At 37.6% G+C, this 19,474-nt stretch carries 19 protein-coding genes; 7 read left to right on the top strand and 12 right to left on the bottom strand.

All coding sequences use genetic code 11. The features are described from left to right. From D0817_RS06295 to D0817_RS06265, 7 genes are all read left to right on the top strand, one after another. A complete protein-coding gene (locus D0817_RS06295; RefSeq protein WP_127337554.1) occupies positions 1-1,455 on the top strand; it encodes a RagB/SusD family nutrient uptake outer membrane protein in 1,455 nt (484 codons plus the stop codon). Positions 1,456-1,472: 17 nt separating this feature from the next. Continuing rightward, positions 1,473-2,450 carry a LamG-like jellyroll fold domain-containing protein gene (locus tag D0817_RS06290; protein ID WP_127337553.1) on the top strand — a complete coding sequence of 326 codons (978 nt, stop codon included), beginning with the start codon at positions 1,473-1,475 and terminating at the stop codon, positions 2,448-2,450. Positions 2,451-2,521: 71 nt separating this feature from the next. After that, positions 2,522-3,910, top strand: coding sequence for a glucoamylase family protein (locus D0817_RS06285; protein WP_127337552.1), 1,389 nt, complete (start codon positions 2,522-2,524; stop codon positions 3,908-3,910). A 10-nt stretch (positions 3,911-3,920) separates the two neighbouring features. Beyond that, positions 3,921-4,634 (top strand): carboxylesterase family protein, encoded by a 714-nt coding sequence (locus D0817_RS06280; RefSeq protein WP_127337551.1) that lies wholly within the window; start codon positions 3,921-3,923, stop codon positions 4,632-4,634. A gap of 10 nt (positions 4,635-4,644) precedes the next feature. After that, positions 4,645-6,945 (top strand): beta-glucosidase BglX, encoded by a 2,301-nt coding sequence (gene bglX / locus D0817_RS06275; RefSeq protein ID WP_127337550.1) that lies wholly within the window; start codon positions 4,645-4,647, stop codon positions 6,943-6,945. A 97-nt stretch (positions 6,946-7,042) separates the two neighbouring features. Continuing rightward, positions 7,043-8,965, top strand: a complete 1,923-nt coding sequence (locus tag D0817_RS06270) for a discoidin domain-containing protein (protein WP_127337549.1) — start codon at positions 7,043-7,045, stop codon at positions 8,963-8,965. A 168-nt stretch (positions 8,966-9,133) separates the two neighbouring features. Next, positions 9,134-10,525, top strand: a complete 1,392-nt coding sequence (locus D0817_RS06265; RefSeq protein ID WP_127337548.1) for a M20/M25/M40 family metallo-hydrolase — start codon at positions 9,134-9,136, stop codon at positions 10,523-10,525. A 73-nt stretch (positions 10,526-10,598) separates the two neighbouring features. Here the strand turns inward: D0817_RS06265 and D0817_RS06260 are convergent, their stop codons facing one another. The 12 genes from D0817_RS06260 to tpiA form a co-directional block, all read right to left on the bottom strand. Further along, positions 10,599-10,904 carry a hypothetical protein gene (locus D0817_RS06260; RefSeq protein ID WP_127337547.1) on the bottom strand — a complete coding sequence of 102 codons (306 nt, stop codon included), beginning with the start codon at positions 10,902-10,904 and terminating at the stop codon, positions 10,599-10,601. A 4-nt stretch (positions 10,905-10,908) separates the two neighbouring features. After that, on the bottom strand, positions 10,909-11,361 hold the full coding sequence (locus D0817_RS06255; RefSeq protein ID WP_127337546.1) for a hypothetical protein: 453 nt from the start codon (positions 11,359-11,361) through the stop codon (positions 10,909-10,911). A gap of 91 nt (positions 11,362-11,452) precedes the next feature. Continuing rightward, entirely contained in the window at positions 11,453-12,127 is a 675-nt protein-coding gene (locus D0817_RS06250; protein WP_127337545.1) for a YiiX family permuted papain-like enzyme, read from the bottom strand. Between the two features lie 102 nt (positions 12,128-12,229). After that, positions 12,230-13,135 carry a hypothetical protein gene (locus tag D0817_RS06245; protein ID WP_127337544.1) on the bottom strand — a complete coding sequence of 302 codons (906 nt, stop codon included), beginning with the start codon at positions 13,133-13,135 and terminating at the stop codon, positions 12,230-12,232. Positions 13,136-13,154: 19 nt separating this feature from the next. Further along, the gene (gene kdsA / locus D0817_RS06240) at positions 13,155-13,973 is read right to left on the bottom strand and encodes a 3-deoxy-8-phosphooctulonate synthase (RefSeq protein WP_127337543.1); all 819 of its coding nucleotides are present in this window, start codon (positions 13,971-13,973) and stop codon (positions 13,155-13,157) included. Between the two features lie 194 nt (positions 13,974-14,167). Then, positions 14,168-14,605, bottom strand: a complete 438-nt coding sequence (locus D0817_RS06235; protein WP_127337542.1) for a hypothetical protein — start codon at positions 14,603-14,605, stop codon at positions 14,168-14,170. A 13-nt stretch (positions 14,606-14,618) separates the two neighbouring features. Beyond that, entirely contained in the window at positions 14,619-15,071 is a 453-nt protein-coding gene (locus tag D0817_RS06230; RefSeq protein WP_127337541.1) for a 2-dehydro-3-deoxyphosphooctonate aldolase, read from the bottom strand. Between the two features lie 100 nt (positions 15,072-15,171). Then, positions 15,172-15,870 (bottom strand): lysoplasmalogenase, encoded by a 699-nt coding sequence (locus D0817_RS06225; protein ID WP_127337540.1) that lies wholly within the window; start codon positions 15,868-15,870, stop codon positions 15,172-15,174. Between the two features lie 11 nt (positions 15,871-15,881). After that, a complete protein-coding gene (locus D0817_RS06220) occupies positions 15,882-17,153 on the bottom strand; it encodes a sterol desaturase family protein (RefSeq protein WP_127337539.1) in 1,272 nt (423 codons plus the stop codon). 63 nt (positions 17,154-17,216) lie between these two features. Next, on the bottom strand, positions 17,217-17,492 hold the full coding sequence (locus D0817_RS06215) for an ATP-dependent Clp protease adaptor ClpS (protein ID WP_127337538.1): 276 nt from the start codon (positions 17,490-17,492) through the stop codon (positions 17,217-17,219). 145 nt (positions 17,493-17,637) lie between these two features. Then, positions 17,638-18,471, bottom strand: a complete 834-nt coding sequence (gene prmA, locus D0817_RS06210) for a 50S ribosomal protein L11 methyltransferase (RefSeq protein ID WP_127337537.1) — start codon at positions 18,469-18,471, stop codon at positions 17,638-17,640. Between the two features lie 199 nt (positions 18,472-18,670). After that, entirely contained in the window at positions 18,671-19,423 is a 753-nt protein-coding gene (tpiA, locus tag D0817_RS06205; RefSeq protein ID WP_127337536.1) for a triose-phosphate isomerase, read from the bottom strand. Between the last annotated feature and the right edge of the window lie 51 nt (positions 19,424-19,474).

Below are 19,474 nucleotides of genomic sequence, written 5' to 3'. Positions count from 1 at the left end.
ATGAAAAAGATATATATAGCAGCGTTTGTAGTATCAGCATTCTTTTTTACAGGATGTGCAGACGATTATTTAGATGTAGATCAAACAGAATCGGTTTCTACAGATGATATTGAATTATACAATAATGACGCGGGAGCAAGCCAGTTTGTAACCTCCATTTATAATAAATTCCTGAACTGGGACATGACCTCATTCGGATGGATCGGTTTGTCAAGTATCACGTCTGATGATGCCGACAAAGGATCATCTCCGGGAGACACAGGAACAGATAAGGATGTTTTGGATGCTTTGACGTATAATGCTTCAAACCCTTCTGCGGAAAGTACTTTTAACGCTAATTACGATGGAATAAACAGATGTAATCAGGCCTTAAATATTCTTCCGAAATTAGATAAAGCCAGCCCGGCTTTAAGAGCCAGATTAACTGGTGAAGCAAAGTTTCTAAGAGCTTTTATGTATTTTACTTTAGTGAAATGTTATGGAGGAGTTCCAATCGTAGATCACTTGCCGGTTCCGGGTTCAGATTCTGATCGTATTATGCAGTTAACCCGCAAAACAAAAGCAGAGGTTTACGCTTTTATCGAAAGTGATTTAAATGATGCTATTGCCGCATTACCTGAAAAAGGGGCATATGCTGCAAATGAGAGATCAAGGGTTTCCAAAGGAGCTGCTTATGCTTTATTGGCAAAAGTAAGTTTGTATCAGAAAAACTGGCAGAAAGTAGTCGATAACTGTAATAAAGTTACAGGGTACTCAATTGTTAATGACTACGCCAGTATGTTTAGAGTAGCGGGTAAATTTGATTCAGAGACTATTTTTGAAATTTATGCTCAGGGTTCAGTACCGGCTAAGGGAATTGAAGGCTATTCTAACACACAGGGTGCCCGTGGTGCCGGTGGTTGGGGCTGGGGCTTCAATACGCCATCTCAAAGTTTAGTAAACGCTTACGAGCCGGGTGATGTAAGAAAAAATGCAACTATTATCTTTAGAGGAACAACCTTGTATGATGGAAGAGTAATTCCGACTACAGTTGAAAACGAACGCTATAACTACAAAGCCTATTCTTCTGCCTATACAGATGCATGGGAAACAGATGTAGATATTAAATATTTAAGATATGCCGAAGTTTTATTAATGAAAGCAGAGGCTCTGAATGAATTAGGTCAGACACCGGAAGCTATTCCATTATTAAACCAAATCAGAAAAAGAGCCGGTTTAGGTGATACACCCTATACGTCTCAGGGTGATATCAGAACGGCTATCTGGAGAGAAAGAAGAGTGGAAATGGCTTTTGAACACGACAGATTCTTTGATCTGGTTCGTACAGGTCAGGCTAAAGCTGCCTTTGCCATTGATGGAAAAGTTTTTACTGAAGGTAAAAACGAAGTGTTTCCTATTCCGGCTTCCTTTATCAAACAAGCAGCCGGTCTGTCAGATCAAAATCCTCTTTATTAATTTTTAAGACCATAAAAATGAAAAAAAATAAATCTGTTTTCCTGGTTTCTTTTGTTTTGGCTGCAACAGTGTTTGTGGGCTGCGAAGATAGTATAGATAAGGACAATGCTCCAATTCCGTATGAATCAATTGGAGGTTATGAGAATTCTGATGAAGTTGCTGCAACTCACCTGATTTCTAAATTTAGTTTTGATGGCAATTTAAACGATAGCAAAAGCAATATTACAGGTCTCGAAGGCATGAATGTAGCTTATGCGGACGGTGTAAAAGGAAATGCATATCAGGGTTCCAGCGCTGTTGCACGTTATGCTGTAGGAAATGCTACTGCAAAAATCACCGCTTTAAATGATTACACCATTTCATTTTGGATGAATACGGCGAATACAGTTCCGGACGGCGGAAGCCCCGGACAGGGAAAAGGGGCACAGGGTATCTTTTCAATCGTGAGACCAACTGAATTTTGGGGAGGAATTAATTTGTTTTTAGAAAATCCGGATACCGCAAATCCAAACAGACTAAGATTAAAACTTGGTGTAGAGAACGGAAGAACCGGAGTAATGTGGAAAGGACAAAGTGTTATCGTAAACCTTGATAATAGCCTAAATACATGGGTACATGTTGTTTTGGCATACGATTCTAAAACCAGTACTATCAATTGTTATACAAACGGTGCACCAAGTGCAAATGTAGGTGGTTTCCCGTTTGCTCCTGCAGAAGGAGTTGTAGGTACTGCCATATGGTATGCTGACGATCCGGGTACTTATGCTAACGTTAAAAATGCTCCAAAATATGGTGCATTTCAAATGACAGGCACAAATGGTAAAGTTGTTTTTGGAAATCATCAGTTCGAAACAACACCTCCGTTAAACAATGGTTCGCAACAAGATTGGGCTACTAGTTACGCAGGGTTGATGGATGAATTCAGAATTTATGATTCGGCTCTTGCAAGTAATGAAGTTTCAGCTTTGTATAAACTTGAAAAAGATAAAAGATAGAAATCTTTATAATACACCCGGATGAAAAAATTCCGGGTGTATTTTTTACTATTAATATCACAATTAAAAAAATGAAAAGCAGTTTTTATATCCCCCTTTTGTTAAGTGTTTTTATGTCCTGTTCCTCTTCTTCACCAGATGGAGGAAATAGCGGAGGAACACCATTACCAACAAATCCGACCACACCAACCAAGCCTCTTACAGACGCTGAAGCTATGGATCAGGTACAAAAAGATGCCATTAAATATTTTTGGGACTATGCTGATCCTAATTCAAAACTTGGCCGCGAAAGATATCTTACCGAAGATCCGAATTTTGAATCAAATATTATTACAACAGGTGGTTCCGGTTTCGGATTGATGAGCATTGTAGTAGGAGTAGAAAGAGGTTTTTTGCCAAGGGCCGAAGCTGTTTCTAGACTTGCCACAGCTTTGAATTTCCTTGAAAAAGCAGACCGTTTTCACGGTGCATGGCCACACTGGATGGATAATAAGGCAGGAAAAGTAATTCCGTTCGGAACAAAAGATAACGGAGGAGATTTAGTAGAAACTTCTTTTGTCTGCCAGGCTTTAATCACCATCAGAGAATATTTTAAAAACGGAAGTACAGCCGAAAAAGAATTGGCCGCCAAAGCCGATGTGCTTTGGAAAGGCGTAGAATGGGACTGGTACACTCAGGGACAGGATGCGTTATACTGGCACTGGTCACCAAACTATGGTTGGGAAATGAACTTTAAATTAGAAGGATATAACGAATGTCTTATTACTTATGTAATGGCAGCTTCTTCACCAACACACCCGATTTCTGCCGAAGCCTATCATAAAGCATGGGCGAGAAGCGGAGCAATTGTGAATGCCGGATCTCAGTACGGAATTCCGGTTATTTTAAATTACAATGGCGCGACAGGAAATGTAGGGCCAATGTTCTGGTCCCACTATTCATATTTAGGTTTGGATCCAACTAATCTAAAAGATAAATATGCTGATTATTGGGCATTGACACAAAACCATGCAAAGATAATGGTTCAGTACAGTGTTGCCAATCCAAAAGGCTTTAAGGATTACTCCGATAAATGCTGGGGATTAACAGCAAGTTACACTCGTAATCCGGATGGCACCACAGGCTACACGGCACATCAGCCGAACAACGATAACGGGGTTATTTCACCAACTGCTGCCTTATCTTCTTTTCCATATACACCAATAGAGTCTATGAAATTTTTGCATTATTTATACGATGACAATAAAGCAAAATATGTCGGAATTGCAGGCCCTTATGATGCTTTTTCACCACAATACAATTGGGTAACCGCCCGCTATCTGGCAATCGATCAGGGAACCATTGCACCTATGATCGAAAACTACAGAAGTGGTTTGTTATGGAAGCTGTTTATGAATGCGTCAGACACCAAACAAGGTTTAATCAAACTTGGATTTAGTTCAACTAAATATGGATTCTAACATTCATTAAATGAAATTTAAAATAACATTCATAATCCTGCTGTTTTCAACAATTAGTTTTGCGCAAACCGAGACAACCGGAAAGTTTAAAACCGTTGTGGTTACGAATTACGAGCTTGGTTATGCATTGCACAAACCGGCCAGTACAAAAGATAAAAAGCCTTTAATCGTTTTTATATCCGGTGATGGGGAAAAAGGGACAGATCTTGAAAAAGTAAAAATTAACGGCCCTTTAAAATATCTGAAATCACATGTATTGGATGCCTATGTCCTGGCTCCGCAATGTAAAGAAGATGAAAATTGGGATATTGAATCTATTTACCAACTGATCTTAAAAGTTCAAAAAGAGAATAGTGTCGATCCGGATCGAATTTATGTTACAGGTTTAAGTTCAGGAGGCTGGGCTACCTGGAATTTAGCGCTTTCGCATCCCGATCTGTTTGCGGCAATTGTGCCGATTTCAGGTTTTGTCGATTTGATTGAGTTGGAAAACGCTTGTCAAATTGCGAATATTCCAACAAGAATTTACCATGGCTTACTGGACGATGTTGTAAACGTAGATTACGCTGCCACCATTTATAAAGAACTAAAAAAGTGTAATGCCAAAGATGTTAAACTGACCATTTTTGATGATGCCGGTCACGACAGCTGGACAAGAGTGTATGACAATCCTGAAATTTACAGCTGGATGTTTAAACAGATTAAAATAAATACAAATAAATAAAAACAATAGAATGAAAAAGAAATTAGTCTTACTGTTTTTAGGATGTGCTGTCTTGGGTTATGCCCAAAAAAAGAACACTAAAAATGCAGTAAAAATTAAACCGAAATCTGAGTTTGTAGCCGAGTTAATTTCAAAAATGACTTTAGACGAAAAACTGGGACAGTTAAATTTACCAACATCCGGTGATATTACTACAGGACAAGCTAATAGTTCTAATGTTGCAAAAAATATTGCTGAAGGTAAAGTAGGTGGTCTGTTCAATATAAAATCGGTTCAGAAAATCAGGGAAGTACAAAAAATTGCCGTTGAGCAAAGCCGTTTAAAAATTCCGTTGCTTTTTGGTATGGATGTTATTCACGGTTACGAAACAACATTCCCGATTCCGTTAGGATTATCCTGTACCTGGGATATGAATTTAATCGAAAGAAGTGCCCAGATTGCCGCTCAGGAAGCAAGTGCAGACGGAATTAACTGGACCTTCTCGCCAATGGTAGACATTTCGCGTGACCCACGCTGGGGAAGAGTTTCTGAAGGTTCAGGGGAAGATCCGTACTTAGGAAGCCAGATCGCAAAGGCGATGGTAAACGGATACCAGCAAAAAGACTTATCCAAAAACAATACCATTCTGGCCTGTGTAAAACACTTTGCATTATACGGAGCGCCGGAAGCGGGACGTGATTACAATACAGTTGACATGAGTCATATCAAAATGTTCAATGACTATTTTCCACCTTACAAAGCGGCAGTTGATGCAGGTGTAGGTTCTGTGATGGCTTCTTTTAATGAAGTTGATGGAATCCCTGCAACGGGAAGTAAATGGTTAATGACCGATGTTTTAAGAAAACAATGGGGCTTTAAAGGTTTCGTAGTAACCGATTTTACCGGAATTCCGGAAATGATCGAGCACGGAATGGGGAATCTTCAGGACGTATCTGCTTTGGCTTTAAATGCCGGAGTTGAAATGGATATGGTTGGCGAAGGTTTTCTTGGCACTCTGAAAAAATCATTAGAAGAAAAAAGAGTAACAATCCAGCAAATTGATAATGCTGTTAAACTGATTCTTGAAGCAAAATATGACCTGGGATTGTTTGAAGATCCTTATAAATATTGCGACGAAAAAAGAGCAAAAACAGAAATTTTTACCGCAGCCAGCAGAAAAGAAGCACGTGAAATTTCGGCACAATCACTGGTTTTATTAAAAAATCAAAATCAGGCATTGCCGCTTAAAAAATCAGGGACTATTGCGCTTATCGGACCATTGGCGGATGCAAAAGAAAACATGCCGGGAACCTGGAGTGTCGCTACAAAAATGGAAAATGCAGTATCGCTTTTAAGAGGAATTAAAGAAGTGGCAGGACCTTCCGTTAAAGTTTTATTTGCGAAAGGAAGCAATTTAGATTACGATGAAACTTTTGAAACCAATGCAACGATGTTTGGTAAAACCTTACACCGTGACGGCCGTTCAAAAGAAGAATTGTTAGCAGAGGCGCTTAAAATTGCCAATCAGTCTGATGTAATTGTCGCTGCACTGGGAGAATCTGCAGAAATGAGCGGAGAATCCAGCAGCCGTACCAATCTGGAAATTCCACAAGCGCAGAAAGATTTATTGCAAGCGTTGATTAAAACCGGAAAACCGGTAGTATTAGTTTTATTTGATGGTCGTCCGTTGGTACTAAATGAAGAAAACGCAACCGTTCCGGCAATTTTGAATGCCTGGTTCGCCGGAAGTGAAGCCGGATACGCGATCGCAGATGTTTTGTTTGGAGATGTGAATCCATCCGGAAAACTTACCGCTACTTTTCCAAGAAGCGTAGGGCAGGTGCCGATTTATTACGCACATAAAAATACAGGAAGACCGCTTTCTAACACGGAAGGAAAATTTGAGAAATTCAGATCGAATTATATCGATGAAAGAAACGAGCCTTTATTCCCATTCGGTTTTGGTTTAAGTTATACGACTTTTGACTATTCGAATTTGAAAATTTCATCCGATAAAATGAACTTCAGCGGAAAAGTAAAAGTGACCGTTGAAGTTGCCAATACAGGAAATTTTGACGGAAAAGAAACCGTTCAGTTATACATCAGGGATTTAGTCGGATCGGTTACAAGACCTGTCAGAGAACTAAAAGGTTTCCAGAAAATAGCCCTGAAAAAGGGAGAAAAACAAACGGTGACTTTTGAGATCACAGTGGAAGATTTAAAATTTTATAATTCTGATTTACAATTTGTAGCAGAACCGGGGCAGTTTGATGTTTTCGTTGGAACAAATTCAAATGCCGATAAGAAAGTTAGTTTTGAGTTAACTAAATAGTTGGTTTGTTAATTAGTAATTAGCCCTTCGGATTTGGTTAACCGAGGGGCTTTTTTTAGCTAAAAATGTAAAGTATTCATAACAAAATAAGATCAAAATGAAAATAAATAAATGGTGTTCCATTCCGATTTTGCTGTTTCTTATGGGGCTGGTAAATAGCACTTCAGCTCAGAATGTTCCCGGAAAAACAGCATGGTTTGATCCGGCAAAGCCTGCCACAACCTATTGTAATCCGATAAACATAGGATACAATTACACCACTCAGAATCACAATGGTATTCCCGAATCCCGACGGTCGAGTGCAGATCCGGTTATTATTACTTATAAGGGGGACTATTATTTGTTTGCTACCAATCAGGCAGGATTTTTCTGGAGCAAGGACATGTCCGACTGGAAATTCGTTTATGGAAGTTTTCAAAGAAATCCGGGCGATGATGATCAGTGTGCCCCGGCAGCCTGGGTCGTAAATGATACTTTATTTTATGTAGGTTCGACCTGGAAAAAAGATCATCCCATCTGGAAAACAGCTGATCCGAAATCAGGAAGATGGACCAGACACGTGAACACGGCTATGCTGCCCACCTGGGATCCCGCGATTTTTCAGGATGATGACAAAAAGGTCTATATGTATTACGGTTCAAGCGGAAAATTACCACTTGTCGGCGTCGAAGTAGATTACAACACCTGGCTTCCAAAAGGCAATCAGGCCGATTATGCCAAATTATACGCCGCAACAGAAGTAGAAGATATTCAGAAACCGTACGGACAGGCAAAAGCCGTGGTAGGTTTAGATCCTGTAGCACACGGTTGGGAACGTTTCGGACCCAACAATGATATGGAACCGGCACCCTGGGGCAATTTTATAGAAGGAGCCTGGATGACTAAACACAACGGAAAATATTACATGCAATACGGAGCTCCGGCTACCGAGTTTAAAGGCTATGCCAATGGTGTTCACGTGGGGGATAATCCTTTAGGGCCATTCGTTTATCAGAAGCACAATCCGATGTCATATAAACCTGGCGGATTTGTAATTGGTGCAGGGCACGGAAATACCTTTGCCGATAATTATGGGAACTACTGGAATACGGGAACCTGTAAAATTTCGATCAAAGACCGTTTCGAACGCCGTATCGATATGTTCCCCGCAGGATTCGATAAAGACGATGTGATGTACTCCATTACGGCTTATGGCGATTTCCCTATTGTATTGCCGACAGCCCAAAGAGATCAGACCAAAGGCGCTTCATCCGGCTGGATGTTATTATCGTATAAAAAACCGGTAACCGTTTCTTCTGCTGAAGAATGTAAAGAGGTCGAAACACACCGAATGGATCATGGCGGGAAAAAAGTATATGAGAAAATATGTTACGATGCGGCCAACTTAACCGATGAAAATATTCAGACCTACTGGTCAGCCACATCCGATAAACCCGGGGAGTGGCTACAGCTGGATTTAGGCAGAAAGATGGAAATCAACGCCCTGCAAATCAATTATGCCGATCATAAAGCAACGCAGTTTAATAAAGCGATGGATATGTATTATCAGTATCAAATCCTGATGTCAGATGATGCCGTAAACTGGACGCTGGTGGTCGATAAATCAAACAATGACAAAGATGTGCCCCACGATTACGTGGAGCTGACAAAAGCCATAAAAGCACGTTACATTAAGATGGTAAACATTCACAACGCTTCGGGAATGTTTGCGGTTTCGGATTTCAGGGTTTTCGGAAACGGATTAGCAGAAAAACCAAAGCCGGTTGCTGATTTTAAAGTCAAAAGAAATACAGCCGATTCCCGTAATGCGATACTTTCTTGGAAAAAGCAGGCAGATGCTATCGGTTACAATATTTATTATGGAATTACTCCGGATAAATTATACAACAGCATAATGGTCTACGGAGACAGTTCTTACGATTTCAGAGGTTTGGATAAAGGAACAAAATATTACTTTACCATTGAACCTTTTAATGAAAACGGAATCGGTACAAAGGGTAAGATTATCGAGGTAAAATAATTTTTTACAGAATGAATTTTTAAAACGCTGATTGCAACAAAAAAGTTGTTAATCAGCGTTTTTTTTTGAGAAAAGCTTTCGGAAAAATAGGGTGGGTTGTAAAGAATTTTGTTCCTTTGTGATGTTCGCAATTAAAGCGGGCAAATAACCCAAAATGCTATAAAAACCATGAGAAAAACGATTCTTTTAACTGTTTTAGTTTTAAACGGATTGACATCTTTTGCGCAATCAAACGATGAAAAAAACATTAAATTATTCTACAAAAAAGCCTTAACCGAATCCAAATGTTATACCTGGCTTGAGTATTTGTCGAATGATATCGGAAGCCGTTTATCTGGCTCTCCAACTGCTGAAGCTGCAGTTCAATACACCAAAACACAATTAGAAAGACTAGGACTTGATAAAGTATACCTTCAGGAAGTAATGGTGCCGCATTGGGTACGAGGCGAAAAAGAAACGGCTTATATTCTGGATAATAAAACCAAAACGGTAGTTCCGATTTGTGCTTTGGGCGGATCTGTGGCAACGGCAAAAACAGGGCTTACCGCTGAAGTTATAGAAGTACAGGGAATTAAAGAATTAGGAGAACTGGGAGCAGATAAGGTAAAAGGAAAAATTGTGTTTTTTAACAGACCAATGGATCCTGAAAATATCGAAACTTTTAAATCCTACGGCGCTTGTGTAGATCAGAGATTTGCAGGAGCCAAAGAAGCTGCTAAATTAGGTGCAGTAGGAACAATTGTTCGTTCTATGAACTTACGTTTAGACGATTTTCCCCATACAGGAGCGCAAAGCTATGGTGATTTGCCAAAAGAGCAATACATCCCGACAGCTGCCATTAGTACCAACGGAGCTGAATTGTTAAGTACAACACTAAAAAACAATCCGGCTTTAAAATTCTATTTCAAACAGTCCTGCGAAACGTTACCGGACGTTTTATCGTATAACGTAATCGGTGAGCTTACCGGAAAAGAACATCCTGAAAACATTATGGTTGTCGGCGGGCATTTGGATTCCTGGGACCTGGCAGACGGTTCACACGATGATGGAGCTGGTGTAGTACAAAGTATGGAAGTAATCCGTATTCTGAAAAACTTAAACTACAAACCTAAAAATACAATTCGTGTCGTGTTATTCATGAACGAAGAGAATGGTGGAAAAGGCGGAGCGAAATACGAAGAAGTTTCAAAGAAAAACAATGAGAACCATATTTTTGCTTTAGAAAGTGATTCCGGTGGATTTAGCCCAAGAGGATTTTCAATACAGGCAGATGATGCCAATGTTAAAAAAATACAAGCTTACAAAGACTTTTTTGAGCCTTATTTAGTGCACAGTTTCACTATTGGACACGCAGGATCGGATATTGATCATCTAACGTCTAAAGCGATTGTAAAAGCTGGTTTAAAACCGGATTCACAACGTTATTTTGATTATCACCACGCAGCAAACGATAAATTTGATGCGATCAACAAAAGAGAATTAGAACTTGGAGCGGCTACAATGACAGCTCTAATGTATCTGATGGACCAAAACGGAATCGATGCGCCTAAGGCCAATTAAGATTTCAGAAATAAATATAAAAGCTGCAAGTGACCTACTTGCAGCTTTTTTTTTTGGAAGTAATCGAAAGTAATCAGATTTTCATGACAATACAGTAATACAAAAAGGTGACCGGAATATTAGAAAGCAAAATCAGGATTTTAATTCCAATGTCTTTTCGCAGTTCCGGCATTCGTATAAAAAGGTCGGTCAGGTGCAATAGCATGATCGTATTCAGTACAATGGCTGAAACCACAAACGGACTTGCCATCACCAGAACATTTGAATTTTCATTCGAAAGAATGTACAGGACAAACAGCAGTGTACTAATTATAAACGATCCGATCGTTAAGTCAATGGATGCTGTTCCATCGAAAGTTTTTTTGTCAATAGTTTTCATGAGTCTAAATATTAAAAGTTTTCTGAATCGTATGAATGGGTGTAAACAACATTTTTGAAAAGTCCAGATAATGAAACGGTAATGCCTTTTTGCCTCTTTTATATTGTTGCATGAAATAATTGATTTCTTTGAGATAGAAGGGCGTTCCGGAAGCAATTACCAGAATTAAATACAAGCTTTTTTTGCCATTTCCCCACAGGTAATACTGCATTCCGATTTCTTCGCGTACCGAAATCCCTGTATTGGTCAGGACGTGAATGATATCATGGTCTTCGAGTTTAGGCTGCATATCAAAATGATTTTCTGAAAGAAAGTTTCCTAATCCAAAACCTAAACTTCCTTCGGGATAGTGTAATAAGGCAGTCTGGTCAATTTCCCACGGTTTATTTTTTTTGAAATACTTTTGATAGGGCTGTTTGCTGTATTCGTATATTTTTTCAATAATCTGGTCTTTCATAAGTTGGTTGTATTTTTAAAAGTTCTTTGAATTTCAAAGTAAATAAATAAAATAAAAAGCCAATGAAGATTTCAATCAGCTTTTGTGATTTTTAATAGTTATCGAGGATCGTCGTTAAAAGTGTAGAATCGGCAAGATCAGAAGGGGCAACGACTTTCTCTTCTAGCGGGATATCATTGCCATAACGCTCTTTTAATATTTTTCCAACTCTCGGATCGGTAAGATTAAAGTCTTTCAATTCTCTAAGTTTTGATAATTCAATGCCTGCACCGTTTTTATAAATTTTCCAGACTAATTCAGAACAATAAATCCTGTTATCGGTCCATTCGAAATAGGCATCATATTCTTTGCCGTCGAATTGCTGGCTGTACTGTTTCATTTTTTGGAGCACTTCAGGTTTCAGGACACTGTCGTTTTTCAATCTTTTCACCACATATTTGCTGTCTTTGCCGTGTTTGATCCAATCTTCAAGTGGTGTAAGTTGTACTGGCTGAACGGCTTCAAAAACAAACCATTTTCCATTTATATCGTAAATAATTCCACAATGCGAAAACTTTGAATTAGTAGCGATACGAACGGCTTCACATTGTTTAGATTCCGAAGTTTGAAAAATTATATCACCATCTTTGTACTTGCCGGATACCGTTTTTCCCGGTTTATTTCCTGCAAATGGATTGTTTGGAAAAACCTTCAGACTAATAAACAATGCTAATCCAAAACTGATCAGGAATGTGATTAACGGAAATAGATATTTTTTAGATTTCATGAAATGCAAATTAAAGTACTTTGAGTTACAAAGTAAATGATAAAAAAAATAGCTGCCAAATAAAATGACAGCTATTTTATAAAATATAAAATAAAGTGGTTTTTAGATTCTGAAAATTCCTCCGAAAGCAATAATTCGCTGGAAGAAAAGGAAATGCTGGGAAGCTTTATCTTCACTGCTAGTAGTAGTTCTGATATCATTCATATCAATATAACCGCCTTTTAATTCTCCCTGAAGGTAGAAATATTTGAAAAACGTAAAGTTAATACCTGCTTTTGCAGACAATCCGTAACCGGAAACATGAAAATCATCATGACGTTCTTTTCCTAAAAGTGTGGTATTGGTTTTAGGATATAAAACTCCGGCACCCAGACCTTCGGTTAGATTAATCTGAAATTTATCCGTGTTCGGTAACCCGAACAATTTAGAAATATCATCATGTCTGGAAACCTCAGTATTCACATAATTCAGGCCATCGGTATGTTCGTACATTAAAAACGCAGGAGGATTTCCCTGAGAATTGGAACCACCTTCCTGAGCGCCATTTAGAGACATATCTACAGGTCTGTTGTTATAATATGTATTGTCTCCATTATAATAGGATCCGGCCTGATCAGCAGGTAAATTAATATACCCGGTAACATTAGCCGTTTGATTCTGAGTCATTACATATTTCATGTGGTCCCAGCCAATCGAAACACTGTAATGATCATTAATAAAATATCCCATTCTAAAATTAGTCTGAGGAATTGTCATGTTAGCCGGATTTACATAATCAATATGCCATCCTTTTGGTTTATCATGTGCCTTCATATCTGCCACCGTAAAGTTGTAATCTTTACCTCTGAAGTTTACATCAGATTTAGTGTAGCTATCTCTGTTACCACCCCAGGAAACGAAGAATTTCCCTTTGTTGTGAGCGGTGTATCTTTCTACTGCGATTTCTTCTTGTGCAAAAGTGTTTAATGAAAAACCTAATAGGACAAAAAATAAAAATTTAGTTTTCAATGAACTTAATGTATTAAATTTAAAATGCGTTAACTGTTTTTCTGATAGCAACCAATTTGGTCATTAAACCTTCAAAATAGTCTAAATGTAACATGTTGGCACCATCACTTTTTGCGTTAGCAGGATCAAAATGAGTTTCGATAAAAATACCGTCAACTCCAACTGCGATACCCGCTTTGGCAACAGTTTCAATCATATCAGGTCGTCCTCCCGTAACACCAGCCGTTTGATTTGGCTGCTGTAAAGAATGTGTAACATCAAGAACCGTAGTAGCATATTGCTGCATAGTAGGAATCCCTCTAAAATCAACAATCATATCCTGGTAGCCAAACATAGTCCCACGATCGGTAACAATCACGTTTTCATTCTGGCAGTCCAATACTTTCTGAACCGCATGTTTCATGCTCTCCGGGCTCATGAATTGTCCTTTTTTCAGGTTTACTACTTTTCCGGTATTGGCAGCTGCGACTACTAAATCTGTCTGACGTACCAGGAAAGCAGGAATTTGTAATACATCTACATATTGTGCTGCCATTTCAGCATCTTCATTGGTATGAATATCTGTTACGGTAGGAATATGAAAAGTCTCTGAAACTTTTCTTAAAATTTTTAATGCTTTTTCATCACCGATTCCGGAAAAACTATCAATTCGGGAACGGTTTGCTTTTTTAAAGGATCCTTTAAAAACATAAGGGATCTGAAGTTTGTCGGTAATACCAACTAATTTTTCAGCAATTCTAAGTGCCATTTCTTCTCCTTCAATGGCACAAGGCCCGGCTAGTAAAAAGAAATTTCCGCTATCAGTATGCTTAATTTGTGGAATATGTTGTATGTTCATAGTATGAATTTTTTGACTGTGCAAAGGTAGTTATGATTTATGAATCGCAGATGAAGATTTAAGTTTTTTTTATGACTCCGTTACGTATCGGAACACCGATTGACTCCGGTGGTTTTTACTTGAAAAAACAGGTTTTCTAAATAAAAATGATTTTCATTTCTATTGTGACTGAAGTTTAGTGGAATTATGAGAATTTAAGTTAATTTCCTGCTTTGCTTTTTATAGTAAACGGCAAACAAAATTTGTCCGGTAAAAAATAAAATATTGGTAAAAATTCTTATAAAAATAACGGTCCTGATTGTTGTCATCAAGTTCTCAGTATTGTTTGGACTATAGTGAAATAGCGTATAAAGATCCATTTTTGTAATTAAAACTGCCGGAGCGGTTAGTAAAAAATAAATGATGACATTTTTGAAATTTACCTCAGTTCTAATTTTTGAAAGTTTCCAATAATAAAAAGATACAATTAATAAAATAATGAATTTAAGCAATGTTGCCAAGGGATAAATAGTGGTATGCCATCCGGGTAAAACAGAAGATAAAAAATCAGAATTCAGATATAAAATAGAATAAGGAAATAAAAGAACCAATAAAAAGATGCCAATTAAAAAAGTGGTTTTTGTTTTCATCATGTTATTTAAGACTTTATTCTTTTTTCAGACGCAATCCCATCGGAACCATTAAAATTCCTTTTTCATAAATGTTCAGGTACAGTTTGATGGGTTTCTTTTGTCCGTCCCATTTGAGTTCATAAACATTCAGGAATCCGGCTCCCATATCGCTTCTTTTGGTCGGGAAAGGGCAGCAGGTTTCCAGTCGGGTATAGGTGATTTTTTCTCCGTTTGGTCCGGCCAGCGCATTTAAAAAACGGGTTTCGTTCAGCGCCTCATCTTTGGTATTCCGGTAAAAGATATTCACAGGATAATCCGGATCGTAACCGTATTTTTTATCATTGCTGAATAGAGTAATGACAAACGTATTGTCTTTTTTCAAAACTAAATCCGGAGCATTGTCATCTACATTTTTCAAAGTCGATTTGGTGCTGATACAAGAAGTTACCGAAAGAAGCAAAACGATAAACAGGGCTATTTTTTTCATGTTAATGATATGTTTTGTAGTACAAATGTAAGCGGTAAAAACGATTTTTAAAATAATCTGCATTAAGAAAATTATGACCTGAAATGCGTAAATTAAATTTTTAAATCTTCGGATTCTCTGCTTTCAGATTCCCATTTGAATTCAATTTTAAAATACCAGTTACAATCAGATATTGTGCCACAAGATAGGTTAACATGATATAAAAAGAACTTTTTTCAATTGGCGTGTGAAATTTATTCACTGCCAGAATACTGTCCGAAGCAATAAAGACGATCGCCCCCATAAAAACGTACTGATTTCCGGGTCTTTTCCAGGTTAAAAATCCATTGAATGCAAATAATAACATCAGTGAAATTACGGTTGAATAAACAATTACAGGAATTTTCAGATCTCCTAAAGCCGGTAATAAAAAGGATAACATGCCAATTAGATAACATGCAATTACAAGGCTTCCAATTAAAAAAGCAGCTTTGTTTTTTTTAGAACGGATTTTGGTCTGTTTATTAAAAAGAGCAGAATAAATGACATGGGAAATAAGAAAAGCAACCAATCCGAGAATAAAATAAATCTCGTCTATATCTGCAAAAAGTAAAATGACATCACCAATCCAGGAAAATAGCAGGGCGCTTAGAATGATATTTTTGGTGGGAAATTTCTTATAAAGATAAACCGAAAATCCTAATAAAGGAATGAGGATCGGCTTTAAAAAAAGATCAAAGTTTTCGTATCCTGAAAGCAAAATCAGCAGGTAAAGAATACTAAAACCAATATAGATTTTAAGAAATAAAGTATTTTTCATAGTTTGGGGGATTATGAATGGATAAGTTGATTTTGGGCAGTTTTAAAATCGACAGAAACAAAATAGATCGAAACAAAAAAAGAGAAAGTCAAATAAGCAATAATCACATAATTGGCGAATGGAAAAATAGTGTTCAGTCCAAACCAGTCTCCGTAATAAGAAATTATTCCAATCGCTGTTACAAAACGAAAGCCTTCCCAGAAAGCCGCATATTTACTTTTGTCCATAAGCTCACTGTAACTATAAATCGTAATCAGAATAAAAAAGCCGTAAAGAAAGATATTGGGCAAACCAATTTTGGCAATATTGTCAAATAAATAAGTGACAAACAAAAGTGTAATTAAGACCTGTGCAACCGACCAATAAACCAGTTTTTGCGAATTTTGTGTGCCGTATTTTTCAAAATCATAAACATTTTCGATTTTGTTTACAGGATATAGTTCTTCAAAATTTTCAGGACGCCATCCTGTTGGTTTAAACCAGATGGTAAGTTTGTCTTTCCATTTTGGAGCACGCCAGGCGTCTTTAATCAGCAAAGTTAAATGCTGAAAATTAATCCGGATCGGGTTCCAGGTATTGGCTGGTCTCGTGATTCCGAAAACAGGCGGAACTTCCTCTAATTCTTCCTGAAAAGTCCCAAAAAGCTTATCCCAGAAAATAAAGATCTGTGAATGATTTTTGTCTAAATATTCGGGATTTATGGCATGATGCACACGATGATGGGAGGGAGTTACTAAAATGTGCTCAATAAACCCCATTTTTTTGATGTGCTTGGTATGATACCAAAATTGTAAAAATAAATGAAGCGGAAGCGTAATCGCAATGACTGTAGCAGGAACGCCCAGCAAAGCGGCGGGAATCAGTAAAAAAGTAAATAAATTGACCAGGCTTGCAATGGGTTGTCGCAAGGCACAGGCTAAATTAAATTCTTCACTGCTGTGATGGATTGCATGTTTGTTCCAGAGGAAATTAATCTGATGCGCTAACCGGTGACTCCAATAGCCATAAAAATCAATAACAAAAAAGGCGATGCAATAGGACAGGACGTTGGCTTCCAGATGATACACAGCAATTTTAGAAACCAGCCATTCATAGGAAATAAAAGTAAGGCTCAGGCCCAAAACATCTTTTACCGAATTGGTAATTCCGGAACTGATACTCGATACGCTGTCTATTAAAGGTGCGGTGTCTTCCTTTTTGTAAATGCCATATAGTTTTTCGATTATAATTAAGACTAAAAAAACCGGTGTGGCAATAATTAATATCTTTCCATATTCTTCCATAAAAAAACATTCAATTTTACCCAAATATAGATAAAATTGAATGTTTTTTAAAATATTCTCAGTTTAAACAATTTCGGCGCTTAAACCAGCTTCCAAAAGTTGTGTGCATTGCGGTTTCAGTTTGTCCATGGGACCCGTCTTTACGGTGCATTTTCCGTTGTAGTGTACGATTAGGGAACATTGTTCCGCTTGTTCGGGTGTATGGCTGCAAACACGCATTAAAGTATCAATTACGTGATCAAAAGTGTTTACATCGTCGTTGTAAACAATGATTTCGTTATTGAAAGCCGTAACTTCTTTTTCCCGGACTCTTTCTCTTACTTTTTCTTTAGTACTCATTTTTTTTTAAGTTTTTGTACTGTTGTAATTACTATTTTTCTTTATCAAAAGATTACCTGAAAGCTGTTCTTAAAAAGCTAAATCAATGTTAATCTGTCTGATCAGTTTAATCTGCGGGCAATTAAATTTTTAGATAATTAGCTATCTAATTTACGTATTTTAATGAAACCCAGTTGTTTCTTTGAAACTTTTTAACATAAGTCAGGCCTTTTTCTGTACACGAAGCATCAATAAACGGAATGTCTTCCTCATAAAAACCACTTAACAGTAAAGTCCCTTTTGGATTTAAACAATCTACATAAGCCTGCATATCGTTTAGCAAAATGTTACGGTTGATATTCGCTATGATCAAATCGTATTTTTTACCGGCCAACAGCGCAGCATCGCCTTCATAAACGGTAATGTGTTTACAATTATTGCGTTCTGCATTTTCGATCGAATTCAGGTAACACCAGTTGTCGATATCAATGGCATCAATAGGCTGAGCCCCTTTCATTTCAGCTAAAATAGCTAAAATCGCAGTTCCGCAACCCATATCCAGTGTTTTCAAACCTTTCACATCCGTTTCAAGCAAATGCTGAATCATCATATGTGTTGTTTCGTGATGACCTGTTCCGAAACTCATTTTTGGTTCAATAATAATATCAAACTCAGCATTTGTTTTTTCATGAAAAGGCGCACGAACATGGCATTTTCCATCCACATCAATGGCTTCAAAATTCTTTTCCCATTCTTCGTTCCAGTTTACCTGATCGATTTCTTCAATGGTATATTCAATTTTAAATTCTTCTGATTCTAAGATATAAATGTCATTCAGGATATTCTCATCCCATAAATCTTTTTTCACAAAAGCCGAAATTCCGTTTTCTGTTTCTGTAAAAGTCTCAAACGCTTTCTCGCCTAATTCTGCAATTAAAATTTCCGAACCCGGTTCTTTGGGTTCAATGGTAAAATGGTATCCTAAATATATGTTCGACATAACTGATTTTTTTGCAAAGGTAAGAATCCAAAGCAGAAGTTGTTTACAAATCCGGCAGAACCTTATTATTTTAAGTATAATTTATAAACGTAAAAAAGCGATACCGTAAGTATCGCTCTATGTAATGCCACAGATTAAAAGAGTATAGTGATTTTTAAAAATCTGTGCAATTCTGTGCAATCTGTGGCAAAATAATTCTTTAGATTGCAGTTACAATAGCTAAGAAGTCCTCTGCTTTTAAAGCCGCACCTCCGATTAAACCACCGTCTACGTCTGGTTTACCAAAGATTTCTTTAGCGTTATCCGGTTTTACAGAACCACCGTATAAGATGGAAACTTCGTCAGCGATATCAGCTCCAAAAGCTTTACGTACCACTTCTCTGATGAATTCGTGCATTTCCTGTGCTTGTTCAGGAGAAGCAGTTTCTCCTGTTCCGATGGCCCAAACCGGTTCGTAAGCTAAAACAATTTTAGACCATGATTCTTTTGCGATATGAAATAATCCGTCACGTAATTGGTTTTCAACAATGTTGAAATGGTTATCGGACTGACGGTCTTTTAATTCTTCTCCAAAACAGAAAATAACAGTTAGATCATGTTTCAGCGCAGTATCTACTTTACTTGCGATTAAAGCGTCTGTTTCATGAAAAAAAGCTCTGCGCTCAGAGTGACCCAGAATTACGGTGTTTACTCCAATGCTGGTTAACATGTCTGCAGAAATTTCTCCTGTAAAGGCACCGCCTTCAGCCTGGTGAACATTTTGAGCGGCAACACCAATCGTTGTGTTTTTTACTTTGGCAACAGCTGCCTGTAAGTTTACGAATGTTGGTGCAACAATTACCTGAGCAGTGGTTTGTGCTGGTATTTTGGTAATTAATTCGTTTAATAATTCCTCAGTTTGTGCGGCATTTTTATGCATTTTCCAGTTTCCTGCAACAATCTTTTTTCTCATTTTGGTAGTTTTTATTATTCTTTTTTTAACTTTTGTTTAAGTGAAATGGCA

It is taken from the genome of Flavobacterium cupreum (assembly GCF_003996965.1).
Classification (GTDB): domain Bacteria; phylum Bacteroidota; class Bacteroidia; order Flavobacteriales; family Flavobacteriaceae; genus Flavobacterium; species Flavobacterium cupreum.
Note: the sequence above shows the minus strand (reverse complement) of the source record. Positions and strands in the feature narration are given on the sequence as shown.